Source organism: Bacillota bacterium, assembly GCA_018333655.1.
GTDB lineage: Bacteria > Bacillota > UBA994 > UBA994 > UBA994 > BS524.
In genome coordinates, this window is record JAGXTJ010000016.1 from 1 (window position 1) to 19,908 (window position 19,908).

A 19,908-nucleotide genomic window follows, 5' to 3' on the forward strand; every position below is an offset into this window, starting at 1 on the left:
CCTGTTGCTTAAAGCAACAGGCTCCGTCCCTACTGCTCGCAGTCTACTGACCTACAAAGACAGCGAAGGTTTTTTCGCACCACCCTACGCTATGACCGAGAAACTCGCTCACAAAGCGCACGGGTAGCATGGTTCTACCTGTACGGGCAATGGGCGCGACATCAAGGGTGAGCGCGCTACCATTGACTTGGGCGCTGCGGCTGTTGAGTACTAACCGGATCGTTTGTTGCTGCTTGACGATGATAACGGCATTTTCCTTCTCTACCCAGGTAACCTGCGCCCCTAGTTGCTCGGCTAGTGCTCTTATCGGCACGAGCGTGCGGGCATTGCTTATTATAGGGAGGACATCACTGTAGATATTGTGTCCATTCACAATAAGGGAGGGGTGCATGGAGGTACCTCTAAATCCGTAGAGCAGGTATTTCTGCCTTTCTTTTTTAAACGCCGCAAGCCCCTGCTGGTATTCTTTCTCCATCTCTGTTGGGGTGAGGTTCTTCTCTAGCCACAAACCTAGCTTGTTGGTGCCCATTACTTTGTCGAACATCACCATGGAAGCTAAGGTCGGGCCGCTCTTGGGAATGGTGAATTTCCAGAGTTGACGAGCTAGAAACAGCGTGTAAAGACCGGTCCTTGCTGGGTTAAAGGCGCGAAAATCGGTGATGGTGAGTCGTGCCCCTCCCCATGAGCCTCTGGCCTCAGGAGTAAAGGTGACCCCAGGCAGATTAGCTTTGTTGAGCAGTGCGCTAAATTGATGTGAGTCGAGCCCCTTGCCACCCACCCACTTAAACTTATCTCCCATGCCCACACCCGTGCCCTCTGCGAGCCCGGTGGCCATGTAGCCAAAGGCGCTCTCTACGTCGGGGATGTTTGGCGAGGTTTGCACCCATGCCATGCCTGTGTCCTGGTAGATCATTTCTCGATTATAGCCTTCCATGCGTACCACAACAACATCGGCGCCAATAAGACGATTAAAGTACAGGGCAAGCTCGCCAATGGTCATACCATGCGCTAGGGGGAGGTTGTCCACCCCAACAAAGGTTTTGTAGCCATCCTCGAGTACTGGGCCTTCAACTATCATTCCGCCTAGGGGATTTGGGCGATCGAGAACGATGATGCGTTTTCCGTTTTCTTTGGCCGCAATCATCGCGTAGTTCAGGGTGGAGATATAGGTATAGGTTCGCGCCCCAATGTCCTGCATATCAAAAATTAGAACATCTATATTCGCTAACATGGCCGCTGTTGGTTTGCGGGTCGAACCGTACAGACTGTATACTGGGATATTTAAGGTAGGATGGGTGTAAGACTCAACCCATGCTCCCGCCGGGGATTTCCCGTCTATACCATGTTCAGGACCATACAAGGCGGTCAAGTTAATACTTGGGTCACGCGAAAAGATGTCTATGAGCGACTCTCCTCGGCTGTTTACCCCACTCTGGTTGGTAATCAGACCGACTCGCTGGCCGCTTAAGAGGTGACGGTAGCGGTCCAGAAGCACCTCATTGCCAAGTCGAAAAACACTACTATATGATGGACTCAGTACGGAATGTGCAACGGCGGGCAGCAAAAGGACGATGACCAACAGACACGCGAAAATTCGTTTCATCTTGTAGCCTCCCATGATGTCATTAATTAATTCTAACATAGAGCAGGCTATTATTCAAAAGAAATGAAACATGTCGGGATGTTGCCTAATTATTGTAATAAGAGTGGGCCGGTAGTGTAGGCAGCGCTGTGCAGAATGTTTAACCTAGGTTGACCTGATACATACCCTTATCGCGGCGCATGTAGCCGTTAATAATGAACTCGCGCCGGATAGTGCAGTAGTCCTGAAAGACGGTCTTAATGTGCTCGTTCACCTCGTCTTCGGTGTAGATGCGCTCCGGTTCGAATAATTTTAGAATTTCTTCTAGCGCATAAAGTTTCTTCTTGCGCTGCACAGGGAGGTCTTTCAGTCGTCCGCCGACAAAAAAGGCGTCTAAGACCTTTTGGCGCTCGTCTCTTTTAGGGCGGGGAGTATCTTTGTTTTCTGCCTCACCAAACACAGAGCGGTTTAAGGCGTGCAGTCTGTCGGTGTCCAAAGCGTAATAGATTGTAGTGTCTTCGCGTACCGATTTAACTAGCTCTAATCGTTTGAGCCGCCCAATGTGGTGACTGACCGTAGGTGCGCTAACTTCAAGTTCACGAGCAAGTTCGGAACCACACATCGGCTTTACTGCGAGTAGACCAATGAGTTTTAACCGTGTCGCATCTGCTAACGCGCCATAGAACTCCACAAGTGCCTCCATGCGTGAAACATCTATCATCTTCTTCGTCCCTTCTTTCGTTAATATCTAATTAGATGATAACGAAAATATGCGAGCTGTCAATATTTTTTGGCCATGCTACCGTGTTGACGGCGGCGAAAAGCGGGTGTAATATGGTATTGATATCATGATGATATCAATACCTGCAGGGAGGTCTGGTAGCTATGGCAAGTATTAACGAAAATATCAGGCAGTCGCCACACGAGGAAGTCGCCCCGCCGTCTATACCCGGGCTGTATGTGTTAGTGCTAAACATTGTGTTGATGGTTGCCACCGCGGTGATGTCCGTATATGGGGTGGTGTGGTTAGAAAGCGACCTCAGACTGACCGGCGAGCCACGCCTCATCAGCCTCGTATTCACGGTGTTCGGGCTCTTTTATCTCTTGGTCAAAGGACCTATCATTTTTGTGGGGCTCAAGGTCATACGCCCTAATGAAGCTCTAGTGCTGACCCTCTTTGGCAAGTACTACGGCACATTAAGAGAGGCTGGATTTTACTTCGTCAACCCTTTTGTTTCGGCTGTTAACCCTACGGCGGGGGTGCAACTAACAACCGGCGCGGTGGCCGGTAAGTTGGAGAAGAATGTGTTGACCCTGTCCCAGAGCAAAATCATCTCGCTTAAGGCTATTACACTTAACAACGATAAGCAGAAGATTAACGACAAACTCGGCAACCCCATCATCATCGGCGTGGTGGTCGTTTGGAGGGTCATTAACACAGCGAAAGCAGTTTTTAGTGTCGACAACTACAAGGAGTATCTCTCGATACAGTGCGACTCGGCGCTGCGCAACATAGTGCGTAACTACCCCTACGACCTACCTAGTGAAGAAAGCGAGATGTCGCTACGTGGTAGCAGTCAAGAAGTAGCCGAAAAACTGTGCCACGAGTTGCAAGAGAAAGTATCAGTGGCGGGGCTTGAGATTATCGAATCCCGCATCACGCATCTTTCTTATGCGCCTGAAATCGCCGCCGCCATGCTGCAAAGGCAACAAGCTTCGGCAATGGTGGACGCGCGTCAGCTTATTGTCGAGGGGGCGGTGGGCATGGTAGAGATGGCGCTAATCAAGCTCAACGAGAATGATATCGTCAAACTAGACGAAGAGCGTAAAGCCGCCATGGTCAGCAACTTGCTAGTGGTACTGTGCGGCAACAGAGATGTTCAGCCAGTAGTTAACAGTGGATCATTGTATTAGGAGCGCGGAAAAACACCGATGAGTGAAAAAGAATCCAGCAAAAAGCAGCTGCTGCTTCGTCTGTCGCCTGCGCTCTGGCGGGAGTTAGCAGCATGGGCGGAAGACGACTTTCGCTCCATTAATGCTCAGATCGAGTACCTGTTGCATGAATGTGTGCAGCGTAGAAAGAAGGGCCAAAAAGAAACCTAGGGTCCAAATCGCAAGGAGGATGGCCATGATCAATGTCTCTCTGCTAACCCTTACTTACCCCAGCGGTAAGGGCGTCTTCGAGCTAGATTTTACGGTGCCCAAGGGCGCGGTTATGGGCTACCTTGGGCCAAACGGCGCTGGCAAAACCACTACCCTGAGAGCGCTTCTAGGGTTTATGCGTCCAGACAAGGGCAAGTGCCACATTGCAGGGCTTGACTGCATAGAAGAGGCCCCAGAAGTGCAGAAACACTTGGGGTACATACCGGGCGAAATCGTGTTTCCTGACGGTATGTACGGCGATGAGTTTCTCTCCTTTATGGCGGCGATGCGGGGTACAAAGAACACTACACGCCTAAAACAACTCCTCGATATGTTCGAGCTAGACCCCCGCGGCAAGATTAGGCGCTTTTCTAAGGGCATGAAACAGAAGCTCGGCATCGTGGCGGCCTTTATGCATAGCCCCGAGGTGCTAGTTCTAGATGAGCCCTCAAGCGGGCTCGACCCTCTGATGCAAAACCGCTTCACGGAGCTAATTCTATCTGAGAAAGCACTTGGCAGAACTATACTTATGTCGAGCCACATCTTTGAGGAGGTCGAGAAAGTTTGCGACACGGTGCTCATTATTAAGAACGGGCGCATAGTCAAGCAAGCGGAGGTGCAAGCGCTTAAGGACTCGCAGAGGAAAGTATTCGCGCTTACAACTGCCGATAACTCTTTGGCGGCCAAAACGCTTGTTGCGGCGGGTTTCAAGGCACAAAGCGACGCGAGCGGTGTAGTGCTCATTGAAGTCGCCGGCGGCAATGTGGACCGCTTCATTAAGGCAGCTGCAGAGCTGACCGTGCAAAACTTAAGCGTGAAGCACCAGACGCTCGAAGACATCTTCATTGATTTTTATGGCAAGGAGGTCAAGTAGTATGAACCTTGCTCTGTTTCGCCATACCCTAAAACGCAACTGGATGTTGCTGGTGATCTTTTTCGGCGTGCTGACGATGTACATGACGGTGATGCTCTCCATGTACGACCCCGCGGACATGGCAGGACTCCTAGCTATGATGGAGGCCATCCCAGCAGGTCTCAGGGCGGCCTTCGGATTTGAGGCCTTGGCGACGGATTTGACGGGCTACCTCGCGAGCTGGTTGTATGGGTTGCTCATGATTGGCTTCCCGATGGTGTATTCTATAATTCTCGCTAATGGGCTGGTGGCCAAGATGGTCGACAATGGCTCCTTCGCCTTCCTGCTTTCTACTCCTAACACCAGGGTGCGCATCATTGTCACGCAAGGGGTTTACGCGCTCACCTCACTGCTCGTCCTGTTTGCCCTCCTCTTTGGCGTGGGGGTGTTTTCTGCAGAGACGATGTTTCCAGGTGAACTAGACATCAACGCCTTCTTAAGACTAAACATCACGACCATGTTGGTAAACATGACCGTGATGATGATCTCCTTTTTCTTCTCTTGTGTCTTTAACGAAACGAGGCTTTCGCTTAGCTTAGGAGCAGGTATACCGATTTCGTTCTTGCTCATGAACATGCTCGGCGGCTCAGGACCTGGTCTAGAACTCCTTTCCTCCATGTCAATCTTTGGCTTCTATGACCCGCGCAAGATCGTCGCTGGTGCTTCTACTTGGGGCGTAAATTCGATCTATATCGCTTTAATCGTCGCACTGTTCACGGCTGGTACAATCATCTTCAACCGCAAACGTCTGCCGTTGTAGGGGGCCTAGCGCGAGAGCTTGACAAAGCTCTTGTATCTAGCGCGAGAGCTTGACAAAGCTCTTGTATCTAGCGGGGTCAATTTCACCGCTTTCTACCATGCGTCTAACTTCGCATGCCGGCTCATGTATGTGCGTGCAATTTCTGAAGCGGCAGCGATGCGAGGCCTGTTCAATGTCTGGGAACGAGGCCTCGACATCGCTGTTTTCGGTGTTGTCTTGCCACAGGGCAAATTCCCGCATCCCGGGGGTGTCGACCACCATGCCGCCCATGTCTAGAGGTAGCAGCTCGGCACTGGTGGTAGTGTGCTGACCCTTAAGAAACTTTTCGCGCAAAGCCCGCGTCTTAAGTGCTAAGTCAGGTTGTATGGCGTTAATTAAGCTTGATTTGCCCACGCCGCTCGAGCCAACTAGGGTGGAAACATGGTCCCTGAGGAGCCCGCGCAGCTCATCGAGGCCTTGTCCCGTGCAGGCACTGGTGTAGAGTACTTTGTAGCCGAGGCTTTCATAGGTGACCATGGCGCGCCGAATCTCATCTTCATTGGTGAGGTCGATTTTGTTAATACATATCACTGGGCATACCCCGCCGCTGTGGCAACTGGCGATGTAGCGGTCCAAGCGGTTAGTGTTAAAGTCTGGGGCGATGGCCGCCATAACGATTACGCCATAGTCAACATTGACGGCGAGCAGTTGCTCGCGTGGCTCTCGACCCGGGGAGCGGCGCGATAGCTTGCTGCGCCGGTTTTCTATGCGCTCGATAACAGCCTGTGTTTCTGAGGTTGGTGTTATCCAGACATCATCTCCTACCGCCAGCAAATTGGTAGTAACCGCTTTGCCCTTTAGGAGCCGGCCTCGCAATGTACAGATGTAATGAATGTTGTCGGCAAGGACATGGTACTGAACTTGGGATGCACGAAGAACTTTACCTAGAATAATGGTGATCACTCCTTAAATTGTTTCAGGGCATAACAAAAAGCCGTGGGTCTGAAACCCACGGCGCATTAACCTCTGGCCTACTTAAGTAGCGGCATCAAAGAGGTATCGCGGTCGGTTTCATTGTCGACAAGGCAAAAAAACACATTAACAACACCTGTCACCATACACGCCACCTCCACTCATATAATTACTCTTATTGTACCATGGGTCAGACTGGTATGCAAATAATACTTCTGTAAGGTATAATTTTGGCAAGCGAATGTGTGCGGGGGCGGCGTAAATGGGGGAGCAATATATGAGAACAAATGTGAGGCCATTGGCAGCGTTGCGTCATCCTAATTTTAGGTTGTTTTGGTCTGGCCAATGCGTTTCGCTGGTAGGCACATGGATGCAACGCGCTAGTCAAGCGTGGTTGGTGCTCGAGATGACGGATTCGCCCTTTCTGCTCGGGTTAATCGGCGTTATGCAGTTTTTACCAGTCTTGTTGTTGTCGCTAGTAGCAGGTGTTGTGGCGGACCGCGTTCCTAAACGCAGCCTAATAATAGCCACACAGGCCGGCTTGTTGCTGCAGGCGCTTACTTTGTCAGCCCTTGTGTACACCGCTAGGATAGAATACTGGCATATTCTTGTTCTAGCACTGCTGCAAGGAGTTTGCTCCGCCTTTGACACCCCCACGCGGCAGTCCTTTATGGTGGAGATGGTGGGGAAAGAGGACCTCATGAATGCCATTTCGCTGAACTCGGCTGTTTTTAATGCCGCCCGCATCATCGGCCCCGCCATAGGAGGCCTGATTATGGACCAGTTTGGCGCGGGACTGGCCTTCTTACTCAATGGGTTAAGCTACGTATTCGTAATTTACGCCCTTCTTAAAATCAAAGTTGCCACGACAAGCGCCGTAAAGCGCGTTAGAAACATGGGGACAGAGATACGCGAAGGCCTAGATTATGCCCTGCGTAACCCCGCTGTTTTTGAGACCCTGGCCTTAGTAGGGCTCTTAGGTATTTTCGCGCTTAACATGAGCATTTTAATCCCTGTGCTGGCCCGCGATGTCTTGGGCCAGAGCGCCGCTGGCTATGGTTTACTGATGTCGGCTATGGGCGTGGGGGCTGTGCTTGGCGCAACTACGCTCGCCTCATTTGCCCATCGTGGCCCTAGTAGGAAGGTGCTTTTCGGTGGTGCGGCCGCACTCACCGTGACACAGCTTGCCATGTCTCAGGCTAGCGATTATACGGCCTCCCTCATACTGCTATTTATTATGGGTTGGGCTCTAATCACCTACAGCGCGACGGCGAACTCGAGTCTACAAGTCGCAGCGCCAGACCATTTACGCGGCAGGGTGATGAGCCTACACTCCTTGCTCAACGGCGGCACATCGCCCATTGGCAACCTGTTTGCCGGTAGCGTGACGGATGCCTTCGGCGCCTCGGGCGGCTTTTTGGCCTGTGGTGGTATGGGCTTACTATGTATTATGGGGCTACTATGGCGTGGTAGCCAAGCAAGAGGAGGAGACCTAGATGAGTCTACTGCATCAAACGGACAACCAAGTAATCAGCGCCAAGATGAAAAGAGCTATGGACTTAAGTCATGACTATGTGAGATTTCTTACCGAGGATGCTCTCGCCCTGCGCTTGCCCAATGTGCCATCCAACAGCATTGGAGAACAGGTGTGGTGCATAGTAGGGGCCCGTGAAAGCTACCTCAAGGCGATGCAGCTCGGGGTGTGGGCTGGTTTTTCTTGTAGCCTAACTAATCATCTGGCGAAGGACATAGTACTCGCCGCGCTCGAGGCGACGAGTAATCGCATCATGGAGTTTTTGCAGTCTGCTACCTTGACACCGGCTACGTTAAGTTTCGTTATCGACTTGTTAGAGCATGAAGTGCAGCACCATGGGCAGCTTATACGCTACTCCTACGCTGATAAAACTGGTTTCCCTGTTACGTGGAGAGAACGCTACACAGTCTAGTAGCTAGGAGGCTATCAATTTGCCGCAGCGCGCTCCTGCCTCGGCCGTTTGCTCATTGTCCTTTGGCTCTCACAGCTTAACGCGTTCTTCACGTATTAGTAGTCACTATCAATCTGAAAAGGAGGCTCTACATTACAATGTATCTACCGAAAGTTGCCTTCATCTGCGTTCATAATTCTTGTCGCTCACAAATTGCCGAAGCCTTAGGTACAGCATTGGCCGGTGACGCCTTCGCAAGTTTTTCCGCGGGCACAGAAATGAGGCCGCACATCAATCGAGATGCCGTGCGCCTGCTCAAGCAACTATACGGCATCGATATGGAAGAAACGCAGCGCCCAAAGCTTCTGTCAGACATTCCGCCGAGCGATATCGTTGTCACCATGGGGTGCAATGTAGTCTGCCCCTACCTGCCTTGCCAACATCGGGAAGACTGGGGGCTTAGTGACCCGACAGGCAAGAGCGATGAGGAATTCGTCGTCGTCATACGCGAGATAGAAAGTAAGCTGATGAATCTGGCTGAAAGGGTAAGGGGAGGACTAATTAGCACGTAGTACCGCCCCGCAGTGTATCTGTACTATCGTTTAGTGGGTGACGAGGTGGTGTTACCAGCCTCGTCGTTTTGTCATGCCTAAGCTCGCGCAGCAAGCGGGTTCTGAGGCAGACAGAAACATGGGGTGAGCATGAAGAAAATTGCTTGACGGGGGTTCTGGTGGGTGGTATTATCTCAGTGGAGTTGATATAGATTATCAATATCAAACGCCTTGAGAGTGGCGAGGCGAGAGACAAATTTTTTTTGCCACCAAAGTGAGAATCATTTTCATCAGTAAAGGGGTGGATGCAGGTGAAGAAAATTGCCGTCTATGGCAAGGGTGGCATTGGTAAGTCGACTACAACATCTAATATGTCGGCTGCCTTAGCGGTTAAGGGGTTCACGGTAATGCAAATTGGTTGTGACCCTAAGGCTGATTCGACTAAGAACTTGATGTCAGGGCGGGTGATTCCTACCGTACTAGATAGCATCAAGGCCAAGCGGGCGGACTTAACTCTGGATGATATCGTGTTTAAAGGGTATAGGGGTGTGCTTTGCGTGGAGGCGGGCGGACCAACACCAGGTGTAGGTTGCGCCGGCCGGGGGATTATCACTGCCTTTGAGAAGCTCGAAGAACTTAAGGCCTTCGAGGTATATCGGCCGGATATCGTCATTTATGACGTGCTTGGTGATGTTGTCTGTGGTGGATTCGCTATGCCGCTACGCGGAGGATATGCAGAAGACGTCTACATAGTGACCTCAGGTGAGATGATGTCGCTCTTTGCGGCCAGCAACATTGCCCATGCCGTTAGTCAATTTAGTACGCGCGGGTATGCCCGTTTGAGCGGACTCATTCTCAATGCCAAAGGGGTCGAGGATGAGGTGGAGTTAGTTAGCAAGGCGGCGCAAGAAATTGGCAGCAGCATTGTGCAGTATGTGCCGCGGCACCATCTTGTGCAACGCGCCGAAAACCAAGGTACCACAGTTATCGAGTCTTTTCCGGAGTCTGACATGAGTCAAGTCTACCTAGAGCTAGCCGCTAAAGTGGCGCAGCCCAAAATCTTGTCTCAAGCCATATAATCGAGGAGGTATCTACTTGAAGATTGCTAAGTTGCTCTCGCTCATTACTGTTGTGGCCCTGCTAGTTCTACTTGTGGCGTGCACTGACACTGCGACACGCAATGCTCCCGCAACCAACGCGCCAACCGTCACTGCCAACCCTGCCCCCGTAGTTACTCCGGCCCCCGTGACGCCGGCCCCGGTACCAGTGACAACTCCTGCGACCACTCCAGCCCAAACTCCGGCACCAACAACTGCGCCGGCTACTACTCCGGCACCCCAGGCCACGGCAGCCGCAGCTCCGCGCCCGACACAAACTCAAACGGTGACCCCTGCACCGACACCCACACGAGTAGCCACACAAACGCCAACGCAAACACCAACACAAACGCCAACGCAAACACCAACACAAACGCCAACGCAAACACCAACACAAACGCCAACACAGACACCAACACAAACGCAAACGCCTGCACCATTGCCCTTTGTCCTAGTTGAGGCCGATGGCACACGGGTAGTGCTCGACAGAGTACCCACGCGCGTAGTGGCCCTCTCTGTCAACACTGCCAGCGTGCTAGCAGAGCTTGGCATCATGCCCGTAGGCATGGCCACGACTGCGCGCGCCCCGGAGATTATTCGTGACGTGCCGCAGGTAGGCGCACCTCGTTCTCCTAACATTGAGCAACTACGCGCCCTTAATCCCGATTTAGTAATCGCGAACATTTTGTTTAAGCCAGCTCTGCAGCCTATCTTGCGGCAGCACGGCTTCACCGCTTACTTTATCGATAACCAACGCTATAGCGATGTGATCGCCAATGTAGAGATGTTTGGCCGCGCTTTTGGTCGCACCGAGAGGTCTAACCAAGTACTTAACGATATTCGTAGGCGCGAGGCCGCCATTCGGCAACGTGTGCAGGGACGTCCGTCCCCCATCGTGATGATAATCTTTGGCACCGCAGATTCCTTCTCCTTATCGACGGAGTTTTCCTACGCCGGAGAAATGGCAAGAATGCTAGGTGCCCGCAATATCACTTCCGGAATGAATGTGCCGCTCAATGTGCAAACCATACCGCTCAGCATGGAGAATGTGCTCGCTGCGAATCCGCAAGTGATACTACGCATTTCGCACGGCAACCCTGCCGAAATGCAGAGCATGTTTGAGCGTGAGTTCACGCAAAATCCGTTATGGGGCACCATGTCTGCCGTGCAAAACGGACGCGTGATCGACTTGCCTGTGGATTTGTTCTTTTCTAACCCCGGCCTAGCCATGGTTGATGCCCTCGAGCAGCTCGCCCGTGTGCTCTACCCCTAGACAAAATGGTGGAAATGGCAGCTAGAACTGCACAACAAGTTGTCCGCACTCCGGGGTATTCTCGTCTGGCTAAAAGGATGGGTATTCTCGCCCTCGTACTGCTTGCGTTTTTTGCCGTCAGCATTCTCTCTCTGCGCTTTGGCAGCCTAAGTTTTACTTCCGGCGAGATCATCTCCGCCCTTTTCTCGGAGGCCGACAGTCTCGCCCGCAATATCGTTATGAATATTCGACTGCCGCGCCTCTTGCTTGCCGGCATGGTGGGAGCTAACCTCGCCATCTCGGGGGCACTACTGCAGTCCGTAATGAGAAATCCTTTGGCAGACCCCGGCTTAACCGGGGTCTCCACAGGCGCAGCCTTGGTAGCAGTGACCATTATGCTGGTCTTTCCGTCTCTAAGCGGCCTTGTTCCGGTGGCAGCCTTTGTGGGCGGCACCCTGGCTGTCTTCTTGGTCTACCTGCTGGCCTGGAAGAGGGGCATCGACCCCATACGCATTATTCTTGCTGGTGTTGCCGTTAATGCCCTTTTGGGCGGTGGCACTTCTCTGCTCTCCATCTTGTACAGCGATCGCATCCAGGGTGTATTGATGTGGCTGAACGGTAGTATCGCTGGGCGCAGTTGGTATCATGTGCGGATGTTGGCGCCGTACTCTATCCTTGGATTGCTGGCTGCCGTCCTGTGCATCAAGGCCGCCAATTTGCTGCAACTTGGCGATGACGTGGCCAAGAATTTGGGACTCAAGGTCAATGTTGCCCGTGTAGTCTTGTCCTTTGTGGCCGCCTTTCTAGCGGGGATTTCTGTGTCTGTGGTGGGCCTCATTGGCTTTGTTGGGTTAATCATCCCCCATGTCAGTCGCCTACTCATCGGTAGCGATTACAAGTTCATGTTGCCACTGAGTGCTTTGCTTGGCTCTATATTGCTCATCATTGCCGATACCGCGGCCCGCACTGTCTTTAGACCAGTGGAGCTACCGGTAGGGATCATCATGGCTGTGGTGGGAGGACCCTTCTTCTTGTACTTGCTCAGAAAGGGAGGTGCGATGCGATAATGATTGCGGCTAAGAAGCTAACAATTGATTACGAGCGCAAAGTTGCCGTCGAGGACTTCGATATGGTGGTAGGCGAGGGCGAGGTCGTCTCACTTATTGGTCCGAATGGCTCAGGCAAGTCTACCGTGCTTAAAGTTCTGTCGCGCATGATGAAAAGCCGCGGCGGCACGGTATACCTTGACGGCCGAGACATTCACAAACTGCCGACCGCTGAGGTGGCGCGCAAATTATCCATTTTGTCGCAAAATCATGTCACTCCGCCTGATTTTACAGTGCGCGAGTTGGTTACTTACGGGCGAATTCCGCATCAAAAATGGTATGAGACCATAAACAATGAGGATAGCGCTGTGGTGGAGTGGGCCATTAGCAAGACCCATATGCAAAATCTGGCGGAGCGCTCGGTCAATACTCTGTCTGGTGGCGAGAGGCAGCGCGCCTGGCTGGCTCTCGCACTTGCCCAGCAGCCCAAAGTGCTCCTGCTAGACGAGCCCACGACCTTTCTCGACATTTGTCACCAACTTGAAGTAATGGCTCTAATACAAGATCTCAATGCCGAGCTCGGGCTGACGGTCGTCATGGTCCTGCATGACATAAATCAGGCCGCCGCCTTTAGCGACAGAATCGTCGTCATAAAAGAGGGACGCCTAGTCGCCGAAGGCCCTCCTCTCAAGGTTTTAACGCCGGAACTACTACGCAGTGTCTACCGTGTAGAGGCAGAAATCGCTCTACACCCGCACAGCGGCAAACTATATTGTCATGCGCTCGGACTTTGTCGCGCGCACAGAGAGGAGACTCATTGTGGTACTACATGCCAACCTAAGCGGACTGAAGCGCATATCGCAAATTGAGACGGCGAAAGACATTCGCCCGCTATCCCTGGCACAATTCCCCGGTACGCACTGCCCCTTGTTTGGTGTTGCGTTAACGGCGGGGTACATTAAAGACATGATAGTGCTCATAGTGGGTACTGACGAATGCACCTACTATACCAAGAACTTTAATATTAATCGCCGCGCGGGCGATGCTGCGATGCAAGATAACTTTCTCTCCTTTGCCATGAATCAGGATGACGTAGTTTTCGGCTGCGCCGAAAAGCTCCGCGCTGTAGTGCGCGATATTGACAAAACTTACGCGCCGCAAGCCATTCTCTTGGTTACCACCTGCGTAATTGAAGTCATAGGTGAGGATTTTACCGCTCTCGCCAGCGAGCTGCAGGATGAAGTTCAGGCTAAGTTATTGATTGTCCGCACGGAGCACTTTAAGTGCAATAGCCATATTCCCGGCATAGAGCGCTGCCTCACCGCCTTTGGGGAGCTGATGGGCCAAAGCACGGTAAAGCCACAGACAGTCAATATTCTGGGGCATCGCTACCCAGGCATTAACGATGCCGAGCTCATGCGCCTGCTCACCAAGAAGGGTGTAGAAATTAATCTAGCTATACCATCGGCCTGTAGTGTATCTGAGCTGCGGCACGCGCCAAGTGCCGCTCTTAACATCGTTACGGACTTCACTGCCTTAGCGCTAGCCGCCTCCATGGAAGAGCGCTTCGGTACCCCCTTTGTCTACTTTGAAAAGTATCTCTGTCCCGAGCGCATTAGGCAGGGTTACCGCGATATAGCGCGCCATCTTAACCTCGATCTTGAGGCAGAGGTAGCCGAGCTCTGCACGGAACTAGAGGCTCTCATTGCCGCGAGCAAGAAGGTTGTCGCAGGCAAAAATTTCGTATACGGAAACACACCCATGCTGGCCTTTGAGCTTTCGTCTTTCTTGGCGAGCCTAGGCATGGAGCCACTCCTTATACAAGCGCGCGATCTCTACGGCAACGATGCCGCATATATCCAGGAGATACTTAGCCAAGGGCACGACCCCTATGTGGCTCGTGTGGCTAACATCGCCCCCCTACAGGCAGTGTACAAGGAGCTTAGGCCTAGTCTCTACATCGGGCACGAGAATCCGGAGCGACTGCGCGAGTATGGCGTCGCGCAGGTGGCCTTTGATGCCGCAGCTGCCAAACTAGGCTTTGCTGTGCCCCTAACCGTGCTGAAAACCCTACTGCGCGCCCTAGATACGGCTAATTCTGGAGAAACACGGAGTGTAAGATATGCAACTGTATAAGTACCTGCCCCCCGCCTCTGACCGCATGGGAGCCTTGTGGGCGCTAAGCAGCCTGCGCGAAGCCGCTGTCCTCGAGTATGGGCCGGCAGGCACGACCCACTATGCCATTGAAGGCTTTATGCAACTTAATGCTGATATGCAGGCCCGTCTCTTCACCACCCATATGGACGAAACCGATATTGTCATGGGCGACAGCACGCGCTTAGAGGACACTCTAAGGGAAGTAGACACTGTCTATGCTCCATCCGTCATCTTTGTCGTGGCCTCGTCCATCTCCTCGATCATTGGTACAGACCTCGAGACCATTTGTGCGGCCAGGCAGCCAGAGACGCAGGCCACCCTCATTCCCATCACGGGGGGAGGCTGGCGGGGTGACTACACCCTAGGTATCCGCGAAGTGCTGACTGCCTTGGCGAACAAGGTCGTCGCAGAGCGCACTATAGAGCTACCTAACACCTGCAATATCATCGGAGTCAATATAGATTGCTACAACTTCCAGTCTGACATCAGAGAATTGCGCTACTTGCTCAAAGAAGCGTTCGGACTCGCAGTGCATACAGTGTTTACGGCCGACTCCTCGGTGAGCGAGATTAAGCAGGCAGCAAACGCCAAGTTTAACATCGTCCTGCGCAGTGAAGGGCTCGAATGTGCCGAGCTGCTGCAAAGTCGCCATGGCCAACCCTATGTGTATGGCGCACCCTATGGCTACAGGGGCACACTAGAGTGGCTGCAAAAAGTAGGTCAAGTGCTAGGCAAAGAGCTTGACAGCAACTTCGCCAAGCATCTGCGTGGGCATGCGACCAAGCACAGCGGCACTGTGCGGCGAGCACTTTTTCACTACAAGAGCCTGCCCACCTTACTGGCTGGTTCACTGATGCAGGTACAAGGGATGTACGCTTTCCTCCACGGTGAACTTGGTATTGACGTCAAGCACATAATCGTAAATCACAACCGCCCGACTCGCCTGCCAGAAATTGACCCCGTTTTGGCCGAGAAGCTCTCTTTTAACCCTAGCGAAGCTGAGAAATTAGCCCTCTTGGCGTCCATCCGCCCATCTGTCGTCTCGGGAGATGGTGTGTTGCTTGACATGGCCTCATCTGTGCCTGTCAAAGTACAGGTGGCCAATCCTAACCTTAGTAGCACCCTTATCTACGACGGCACCCCCTTTATGGGCATTAACGGTGCTACTTACTTGATTGAGCGTTTAATGAGTGGACTGCGCACCAGCGGCTTGTAGGGCCTTCGGAGTTAAGTAACGAAGCATGGAGCAAGAGACCAGGCTATGGCCTGGTCTCTTGCTCCATGTACATCTTTGCGCCGCCCATCCTCTCTGGCGACTACAAGCATGTCGTGTTGCTAGCTGCCAGCAGAGCCTTACGCTTTGCCAGGCACTAGGTGTTCAGTCAGGCGCAGAAATTCTTCGATATCTCGTTCAATAATCCCGAGGGACTTCAGCCAAAAATCCTTTGCGGTTGTGTCGATGTTCATTGTGGCGGCGACTTCTTTGGCCGGCATGCGCGTGGTGTTGTTTAGCAGCTGGTTGTACGCAGCGTGGAAGTTTGTGTGGCCGTCAAGATACTGCGCGTAAAGCCCCTTGCCAAAAAGTAGTCCGAAAGCATAGGGGTAGTTGTAGAAGTTGAAGCCGGCGGAGTAGTAGTGCGACTTGCATAGCCACATATAGGGGTGCAGTGCGTTTTCGTCTAGGCCGTCGCCATAGGCTTCTTGCTGAGCGGCGAGCATAAGGGTTTTTACTTGGCTTACCGAAAGCGGGGCTTCCCGGCGAGCCTCGAATACATTGGTCTCAAAGATAAAGCGGGAGAGAATGTCGACAATAAGTTGCGTGTGCCCGGCGAGAGACTTTTCGAGGATGTCTACTTTGTCTTGGTCTGTAACTTCTTTGAGAGCAGCATCAATCACGATGGTCTCGCAGAATATAGAGGCTGTCTCTGCTACCGGCATGGGGTAGTCGCTGTTCAGTACGGACTCGCAGAACACTTGGGCATTGTGGTAGCCATGCCCAAGTTCATGAGCTAGGGTCGACACGTCGGAGAAACTGCCTGTGTAGTTCATGAGAATACGGCTTTCTTTAATCGGGTGTACGCTAGCGCAGAAAGCGCCGCCTACCTTGCCCTTACGGGGGAGAACGTCGACCCAACTGCCTGCGAATACTTGCATGGCATAATCGGCTAGCTCCTGCGAGTAGCTACCAAAATGCCTAGTGATGAAGGCCGCGCCCTCCTCCCAGGTAAATTTGAGAGAGCTGGTGGTGACAGGGGCGAACAAGTCGTAGAAGGGCAGCCCGTTTTGATGGCCGAGGATCTCGCCCTTGCGCCGCAGGTATTTTCTAAAAGCGGGCAACTTGTCACGCATCGCACTTATCATGGCGTTTAAAGAATCCATGTCTAGGCGCGCTGTAGCGGCGCTCTGGGCAAGGGGGGAGGGGTAACCCCGTAGTTTAGCGACTGTTAGCACTTCTCCCTTGATGCTGTTTAGGGCAGAGGCAATGGCCTCATCGATGCTCTCATAGGCCTTTAGCTCAGCTATGTAGGCAGATTTACGCACTTCAGCGGACTCATGCTTAGCGAGGTTACGCAGCATGGAGAGAGGCAGGGTCTTTTGCTCCCCCTCGACATCTAAGGTTATCATCAGGCCTGCGGTTAGTTTGCTCTGCAATATACTCCAAGCGCTAGAACCAGTGGTCTGCAGCAGGGCCAGTAAAACCTCCTCACGGTCACTGAGCATGTAGCTAGCTTTTTCAAGTTGGTCCTTGATTAAAAAGCTATGCTCCATCAGAAAGGGGGAGGTGTTCAATAGTCCCTCTAAATCTCTAAGCGTCGTCAAGTAACGGCGAAATTTTACCGTGGGCTCTGTAAGTTCCGTCATAAGCATGTCGAGCTGATCGACATAGCGCATGGCAGCTTCATTTGTGGTGTCGGCCTGAAAGGTTAACCCAGCATAACCTTGCAGTAGCACCATGCGCGACGTCAGCGCGCTTAAATCTAGTAGGTAGGATGTCATCTCCGCAGCGGGGTCATGCACATGGCTCCAAGTGTAGCGTTCTTTTAGGGCGGCTAGTTCCGCGGTCACCGTCTGCAAATCGTTTTGGAAAGCATCTGAGGTGAAGCTTGGGTATAGGGGGGTAAGGTCCCAGCGTAATTCCATTAAATGCACCTCCGGAAATATTGTTAGTTAGGCAAGAGTTAGTCTCACAAGGCTCCGGCATCGCGGAAGAAAATGTCCGACCTAATGTAGCGCTCAAACATCTTTTTCTTAGTGCGCAACTCATGCCCCTTGAAGAAAAAGAGTGAACATCCCTCCCAAAGTATCCACCAGCCCCCGATAAACATCCCCTCGACAAGAATCTTGTGCATGAGGGCTAGATCCATCAAGTTTGGCAGAGTGTAGGCTAATGTCAGCAGAATAGCCGATACGGTCACATAGGTCACGAAGCGCCGGTAAATATTGCGCAGCGCCTGGTTAGCAAACAATAACTGCACGCGAAAGTTGTTTTGGATAGCCGCCCTCGTGGTGAGCTCCTTTTCATGGTCGCGGCCAGCTGCTCTGACGTTAAAGCACAGCTCGATTTTTGCCCGTAAAGGAATTTCGCCCCCTGCCTGCTCCAAGTAGTTCATTAATTCCGGCTCAATTTCTTTACGTCGCAAGGGGGAGGCATCCCAACCATTAAAGATCTCGGAGTAGTCATCGATGGATAACTCCACCACATAGGCCTCGGTGCTAGGGTTAACGTGATATAGATTCAAGTATTCTGGGTTCGGTTTGGGGAAACCAGTAGTGGACATCATATCTAATCCTTTCTACGACATCTGCCTCAATGGTAGCATTGCTTGGTCAGTAAGACAATCAAAACAGTTGTAGCCTCCTGCTTTGTCAGGGCAATTAATCTAGGCGAACAACTCTTACGAGGTCAGCGGTGTTAAAGGCATCTGTTTCCGCACGATGAATCCGATAATTGTCGATGACAATTGTCGCCCGGCCTGACTTTGCCTTTGTGCCAAAGGCATTTAGGTCTTGCTCGTGGTTGTTAAACGTAAACCATAGGGCACGGGTATTGTTGTTCATTCTTGGGAGTTTGGTAAGTGAGGAATCGTCAACGTAAAACGACACCCAGCGCGGGTTATCAGCATCCGTACTGACAGTGTAGACGCCGCTCACGGTTGCCCGCCCCGAAAACTGAACAATTCCAGCCGAACCGAATGGTCCCGCAAGCTGGGTATAGTTAGTGACAATCTTCATACCAGCAATCACATCTCCGCACTCGCCGTGGTAGCGTCAAAAATATGGCAGGTCTCGGATGTCACTTGGCTCCACCAAGGAGAAAATACATAAAGGCCGTAGCCTAGCGCACAGAGCAGCAGCACTGTCAGTAAAATAGCTGGTAGCGTTTTCATAAAGTTCACTCCTTTATTTATCTTTAGTAGGCCTATATTGGGGTAACGCCTGAAGGGGGTTGTTCTGGCGTGGCAGAGGACGGGTGGTGTACGTGTATTCTGTCATGGCGGAAAGTATTCGTTTGCAGTGTTGCCGAGTGCAAATGGTAATCTACAACTGCATCCAACTACCTGCTTTAATTATCCTAGCCACCTTATTTTTCCTGCCATGGGCGGCAAAAAACTTCGCTAAACTAGTGGAGATAACGAGCAGTAATCCTTTTTGGCGCACAAAAGGATGTTCGCCCTTGCGAGCTAGTTGCTGAGGACACTAACTTCTATCACAGCTGCCCGATCACTGCATCCCCGGACAAACTGTACGGCAGTCTAGGGCCAACATACACCGTCTTTTGCTGGACATTATGGGTTAGTAGTAACAACGAAGTTCTACCTCGGCAAAGCCAAGATCCAGTTCACCCAACTAACAATGGTAGAGGCCCTTCGATCAAAAGTGCTTTCTGCCTCCATGTGATAAAGGTGACATGTTTTCATAATCGCCACTACTTCGTCCCTCTGCGGCATTACCCCGTTGGACAAATGAAGATTCAGAACTGCGTTGAACACTCTATGACTTAATATGTAGTGAACCAAGAGTAATTGCCTCTCCTTGTATTTCAGCCGTAGCAATTGCTTGCCTGCGGAGGTCAGCGAATACACTCCATCGTTATGCCTCTCAGGCTTGGTTACTAGGCCAAGATACCTTCCCGCATTGGCGTAGTAGTCGGCTTGCCGTGGGTCAAAAGCATAGTTAAGGCTAACCTCCTCTTTCGTAAGGTCCCCTTGTCCCAGTAGCTCACAGAGATTTACTACCCTCTCAAGGCTATCCGCCTGCGGAAAAGGCAGCTCCGGCTCTGGTACTGGCGTCACAGCCCGCGAGACACGCATAATATCATCCAAGGTGATGTTGGTTGGGTCAAGGCTATAATTCTTATGCCGCATTAGCACAAGTGAGTTGTAATCGTTCGGTGAGGCAAAGCTGATTCCACTGCAAATTCTAACTCTCAGCGTTCAATTAGACCCTGTTGATTTCCTGTTCTACCCATTAGCAGAGAAGAACGTAGAGTATGGGGCGTTCACGAAGCGATTTCTAGCGTAAAATGACCAG

The 19,908-nt window shown here is 52.0% G+C and carries 21 protein-coding genes; 13 read left to right on the plus strand and 8 right to left on the minus strand.

Annotation, left to right across the window (positions count from 1 at the left end; genetic code table 11):
* Positions 1 to 43: 43 nt before the first annotated feature.
* Complete coding sequence (locus tag KGZ92_03400; protein MBS3888335.1) at positions 44 to 1,603, minus strand: DUF1343 domain-containing protein; 1,560 nt, start codon at positions 1,601 to 1,603, stop codon at positions 44 to 46.
* 139 nt (positions 1,604 to 1,742) lie between these two features.
* A complete protein-coding gene (locus tag KGZ92_03405; GenBank protein ID MBS3888336.1) occupies positions 1,743 to 2,303 on the minus strand; it encodes a metalloregulator ArsR/SmtB family transcription factor in 561 nt (186 codons plus the stop codon).
* Between the two features lie 164 nt (positions 2,304 to 2,467).
* On the opposite strand from KGZ92_03405, the gene KGZ92_03410 reads away from it, so the two are divergent.
* From KGZ92_03410 to KGZ92_03425, 4 genes are read left to right on the plus strand one after another with little or no spacing between them, the layout of a single operon-like run.
* Entirely contained in the window at positions 2,468 to 3,496 is a 1,029-nt protein-coding gene (locus KGZ92_03410; GenBank protein ID MBS3888337.1) for an SPFH domain-containing protein, read from the plus strand.
* An 18-nt stretch (positions 3,497 to 3,514) separates the two neighbouring features.
* Positions 3,515 to 3,685, plus strand: coding sequence for an Arc family DNA-binding protein (locus tag KGZ92_03415; protein ID MBS3888338.1), 171 nt, complete (start codon positions 3,515 to 3,517; stop codon positions 3,683 to 3,685).
* Between the two features lie 19 nt (positions 3,686 to 3,704).
* Complete coding sequence (locus KGZ92_03420) at positions 3,705 to 4,598, plus strand: ABC transporter ATP-binding protein (GenBank protein MBS3888339.1); 894 nt, start codon at positions 3,705 to 3,707, stop codon at positions 4,596 to 4,598.
* A gap of 1 nt (position 4,599) precedes the next feature.
* A complete protein-coding gene (locus KGZ92_03425) occupies positions 4,600 to 5,397 on the plus strand; it encodes an ABC transporter permease subunit (GenBank protein MBS3888340.1) in 798 nt (265 codons plus the stop codon).
* A gap of 36 nt (positions 5,398 to 5,433) precedes the next feature.
* On the opposite strand, the gene rsgA is transcribed toward KGZ92_03425, so the two are convergent.
* Positions 5,434 to 6,339 carry a ribosome small subunit-dependent GTPase A gene (gene rsgA / locus KGZ92_03430; protein ID MBS3888341.1) on the minus strand — a complete coding sequence of 302 codons (906 nt, stop codon included), beginning with the start codon at positions 6,337 to 6,339 and terminating at the stop codon, positions 5,434 to 5,436.
* A 286-nt stretch (positions 6,340 to 6,625) separates the two neighbouring features.
* Here rsgA and KGZ92_03435 point away from each other — a divergent pair, with 286 nt between their 5' ends.
* The 9 genes from KGZ92_03435 (at position 6,626) to KGZ92_03475 (ending at position 15,592) form a co-directional block, all read left to right on the plus strand.
* Positions 6,626 to 7,918 carry an MFS transporter gene (locus tag KGZ92_03435; protein MBS3888342.1) on the plus strand — a complete coding sequence of 431 codons (1,293 nt, stop codon included), beginning with the start codon at positions 6,626 to 6,628 and terminating at the stop codon, positions 7,916 to 7,918.
* On the plus strand, positions 7,845 to 8,294 hold the full coding sequence (locus KGZ92_03440; protein ID MBS3888343.1) for a hypothetical protein: 450 nt from the start codon (positions 7,845 to 7,847) through the stop codon (positions 8,292 to 8,294). The genes KGZ92_03435 and KGZ92_03440 overlap by 74 nt, the downstream gene beginning before the upstream one ends.
* Before the next feature lie 137 nt (positions 8,295 to 8,431).
* Positions 8,432 to 8,845: an arsenate reductase ArsC gene (locus KGZ92_03445; protein MBS3888344.1), complete on the plus strand. Its 414-nt coding sequence runs from the start codon at positions 8,432 to 8,434 to the stop codon at positions 8,843 to 8,845.
* 290 nt (positions 8,846 to 9,135) lie between these two features.
* Positions 9,136 to 9,903 (plus strand): AAA family ATPase, encoded by a 768-nt coding sequence (locus KGZ92_03450; GenBank protein MBS3888345.1) that lies wholly within the window; start codon positions 9,136 to 9,138, stop codon positions 9,901 to 9,903.
* Positions 9,904 to 9,919: 16 nt separating this feature from the next.
* A complete protein-coding gene (locus KGZ92_03455; GenBank protein MBS3888346.1) occupies positions 9,920 to 11,194 on the plus strand; it encodes an ABC transporter substrate-binding protein in 1,275 nt (424 codons plus the stop codon).
* 77 nt (positions 11,195 to 11,271) lie between these two features.
* Positions 11,272 to 12,240, plus strand: coding sequence for an iron ABC transporter permease (locus KGZ92_03460; protein ID MBS3888347.1), 969 nt, complete (start codon positions 11,272 to 11,274; stop codon positions 12,238 to 12,240).
* Positions 12,240 to 13,088 carry an ABC transporter ATP-binding protein gene (locus KGZ92_03465; protein ID MBS3888348.1) on the plus strand — a complete coding sequence of 283 codons (849 nt, stop codon included), beginning with the start codon at positions 12,240 to 12,242 and terminating at the stop codon, positions 13,086 to 13,088. Before KGZ92_03460 ends, KGZ92_03465 begins: the two co-directional genes overlap by 1 nt.
* A complete protein-coding gene (locus tag KGZ92_03470) occupies positions 13,039 to 14,355 on the plus strand; it encodes a nitrogenase component 1 (GenBank protein MBS3888349.1) in 1,317 nt (438 codons plus the stop codon). Before KGZ92_03465 ends, KGZ92_03470 begins: the two co-directional genes overlap by 50 nt.
* Complete coding sequence (locus KGZ92_03475; protein ID MBS3888350.1) at positions 14,342 to 15,592, plus strand: nitrogenase component 1; 1,251 nt, start codon at positions 14,342 to 14,344, stop codon at positions 15,590 to 15,592. The genes KGZ92_03470 and KGZ92_03475 overlap by 14 nt, the downstream gene beginning before the upstream one ends.
* Before the next feature lie 137 nt (positions 15,593 to 15,729).
* Here KGZ92_03475 and KGZ92_03480 read toward each other — a convergent pair whose 3' ends face one another.
* From KGZ92_03480 to KGZ92_03500, 5 genes are all read right to left on the minus strand, one after another.
* Entirely contained in the window at positions 15,730 to 17,517 is a 1,788-nt protein-coding gene (locus KGZ92_03480; protein ID MBS3888351.1) for a M3 family oligoendopeptidase, read from the minus strand.
* A gap of 44 nt (positions 17,518 to 17,561) precedes the next feature.
* Positions 17,562 to 18,158 (minus strand): hypothetical protein, encoded by a 597-nt coding sequence (locus tag KGZ92_03485; protein MBS3888352.1) that lies wholly within the window; start codon positions 18,156 to 18,158, stop codon positions 17,562 to 17,564.
* Positions 18,159 to 18,252: 94 nt separating this feature from the next.
* On the minus strand, positions 18,253 to 18,528 hold the full coding sequence (locus tag KGZ92_03490) for a hypothetical protein (GenBank protein ID MBS3888353.1): 276 nt from the start codon (positions 18,526 to 18,528) through the stop codon (positions 18,253 to 18,255).
* A gap of 89 nt (positions 18,529 to 18,617) precedes the next feature.
* A complete protein-coding gene (locus KGZ92_03495) occupies positions 18,618 to 18,764 on the minus strand; it encodes a hypothetical protein (protein MBS3888354.1) in 147 nt (48 codons plus the stop codon).
* 426 nt (positions 18,765 to 19,190) lie between these two features.
* Positions 19,191 to 19,688 carry a hypothetical protein gene (locus tag KGZ92_03500; GenBank protein ID MBS3888355.1) on the minus strand — a complete coding sequence of 166 codons (498 nt, stop codon included), beginning with the start codon at positions 19,686 to 19,688 and terminating at the stop codon, positions 19,191 to 19,193.
* Positions 19,689 to 19,908: the final 220 nt, after the last annotated feature.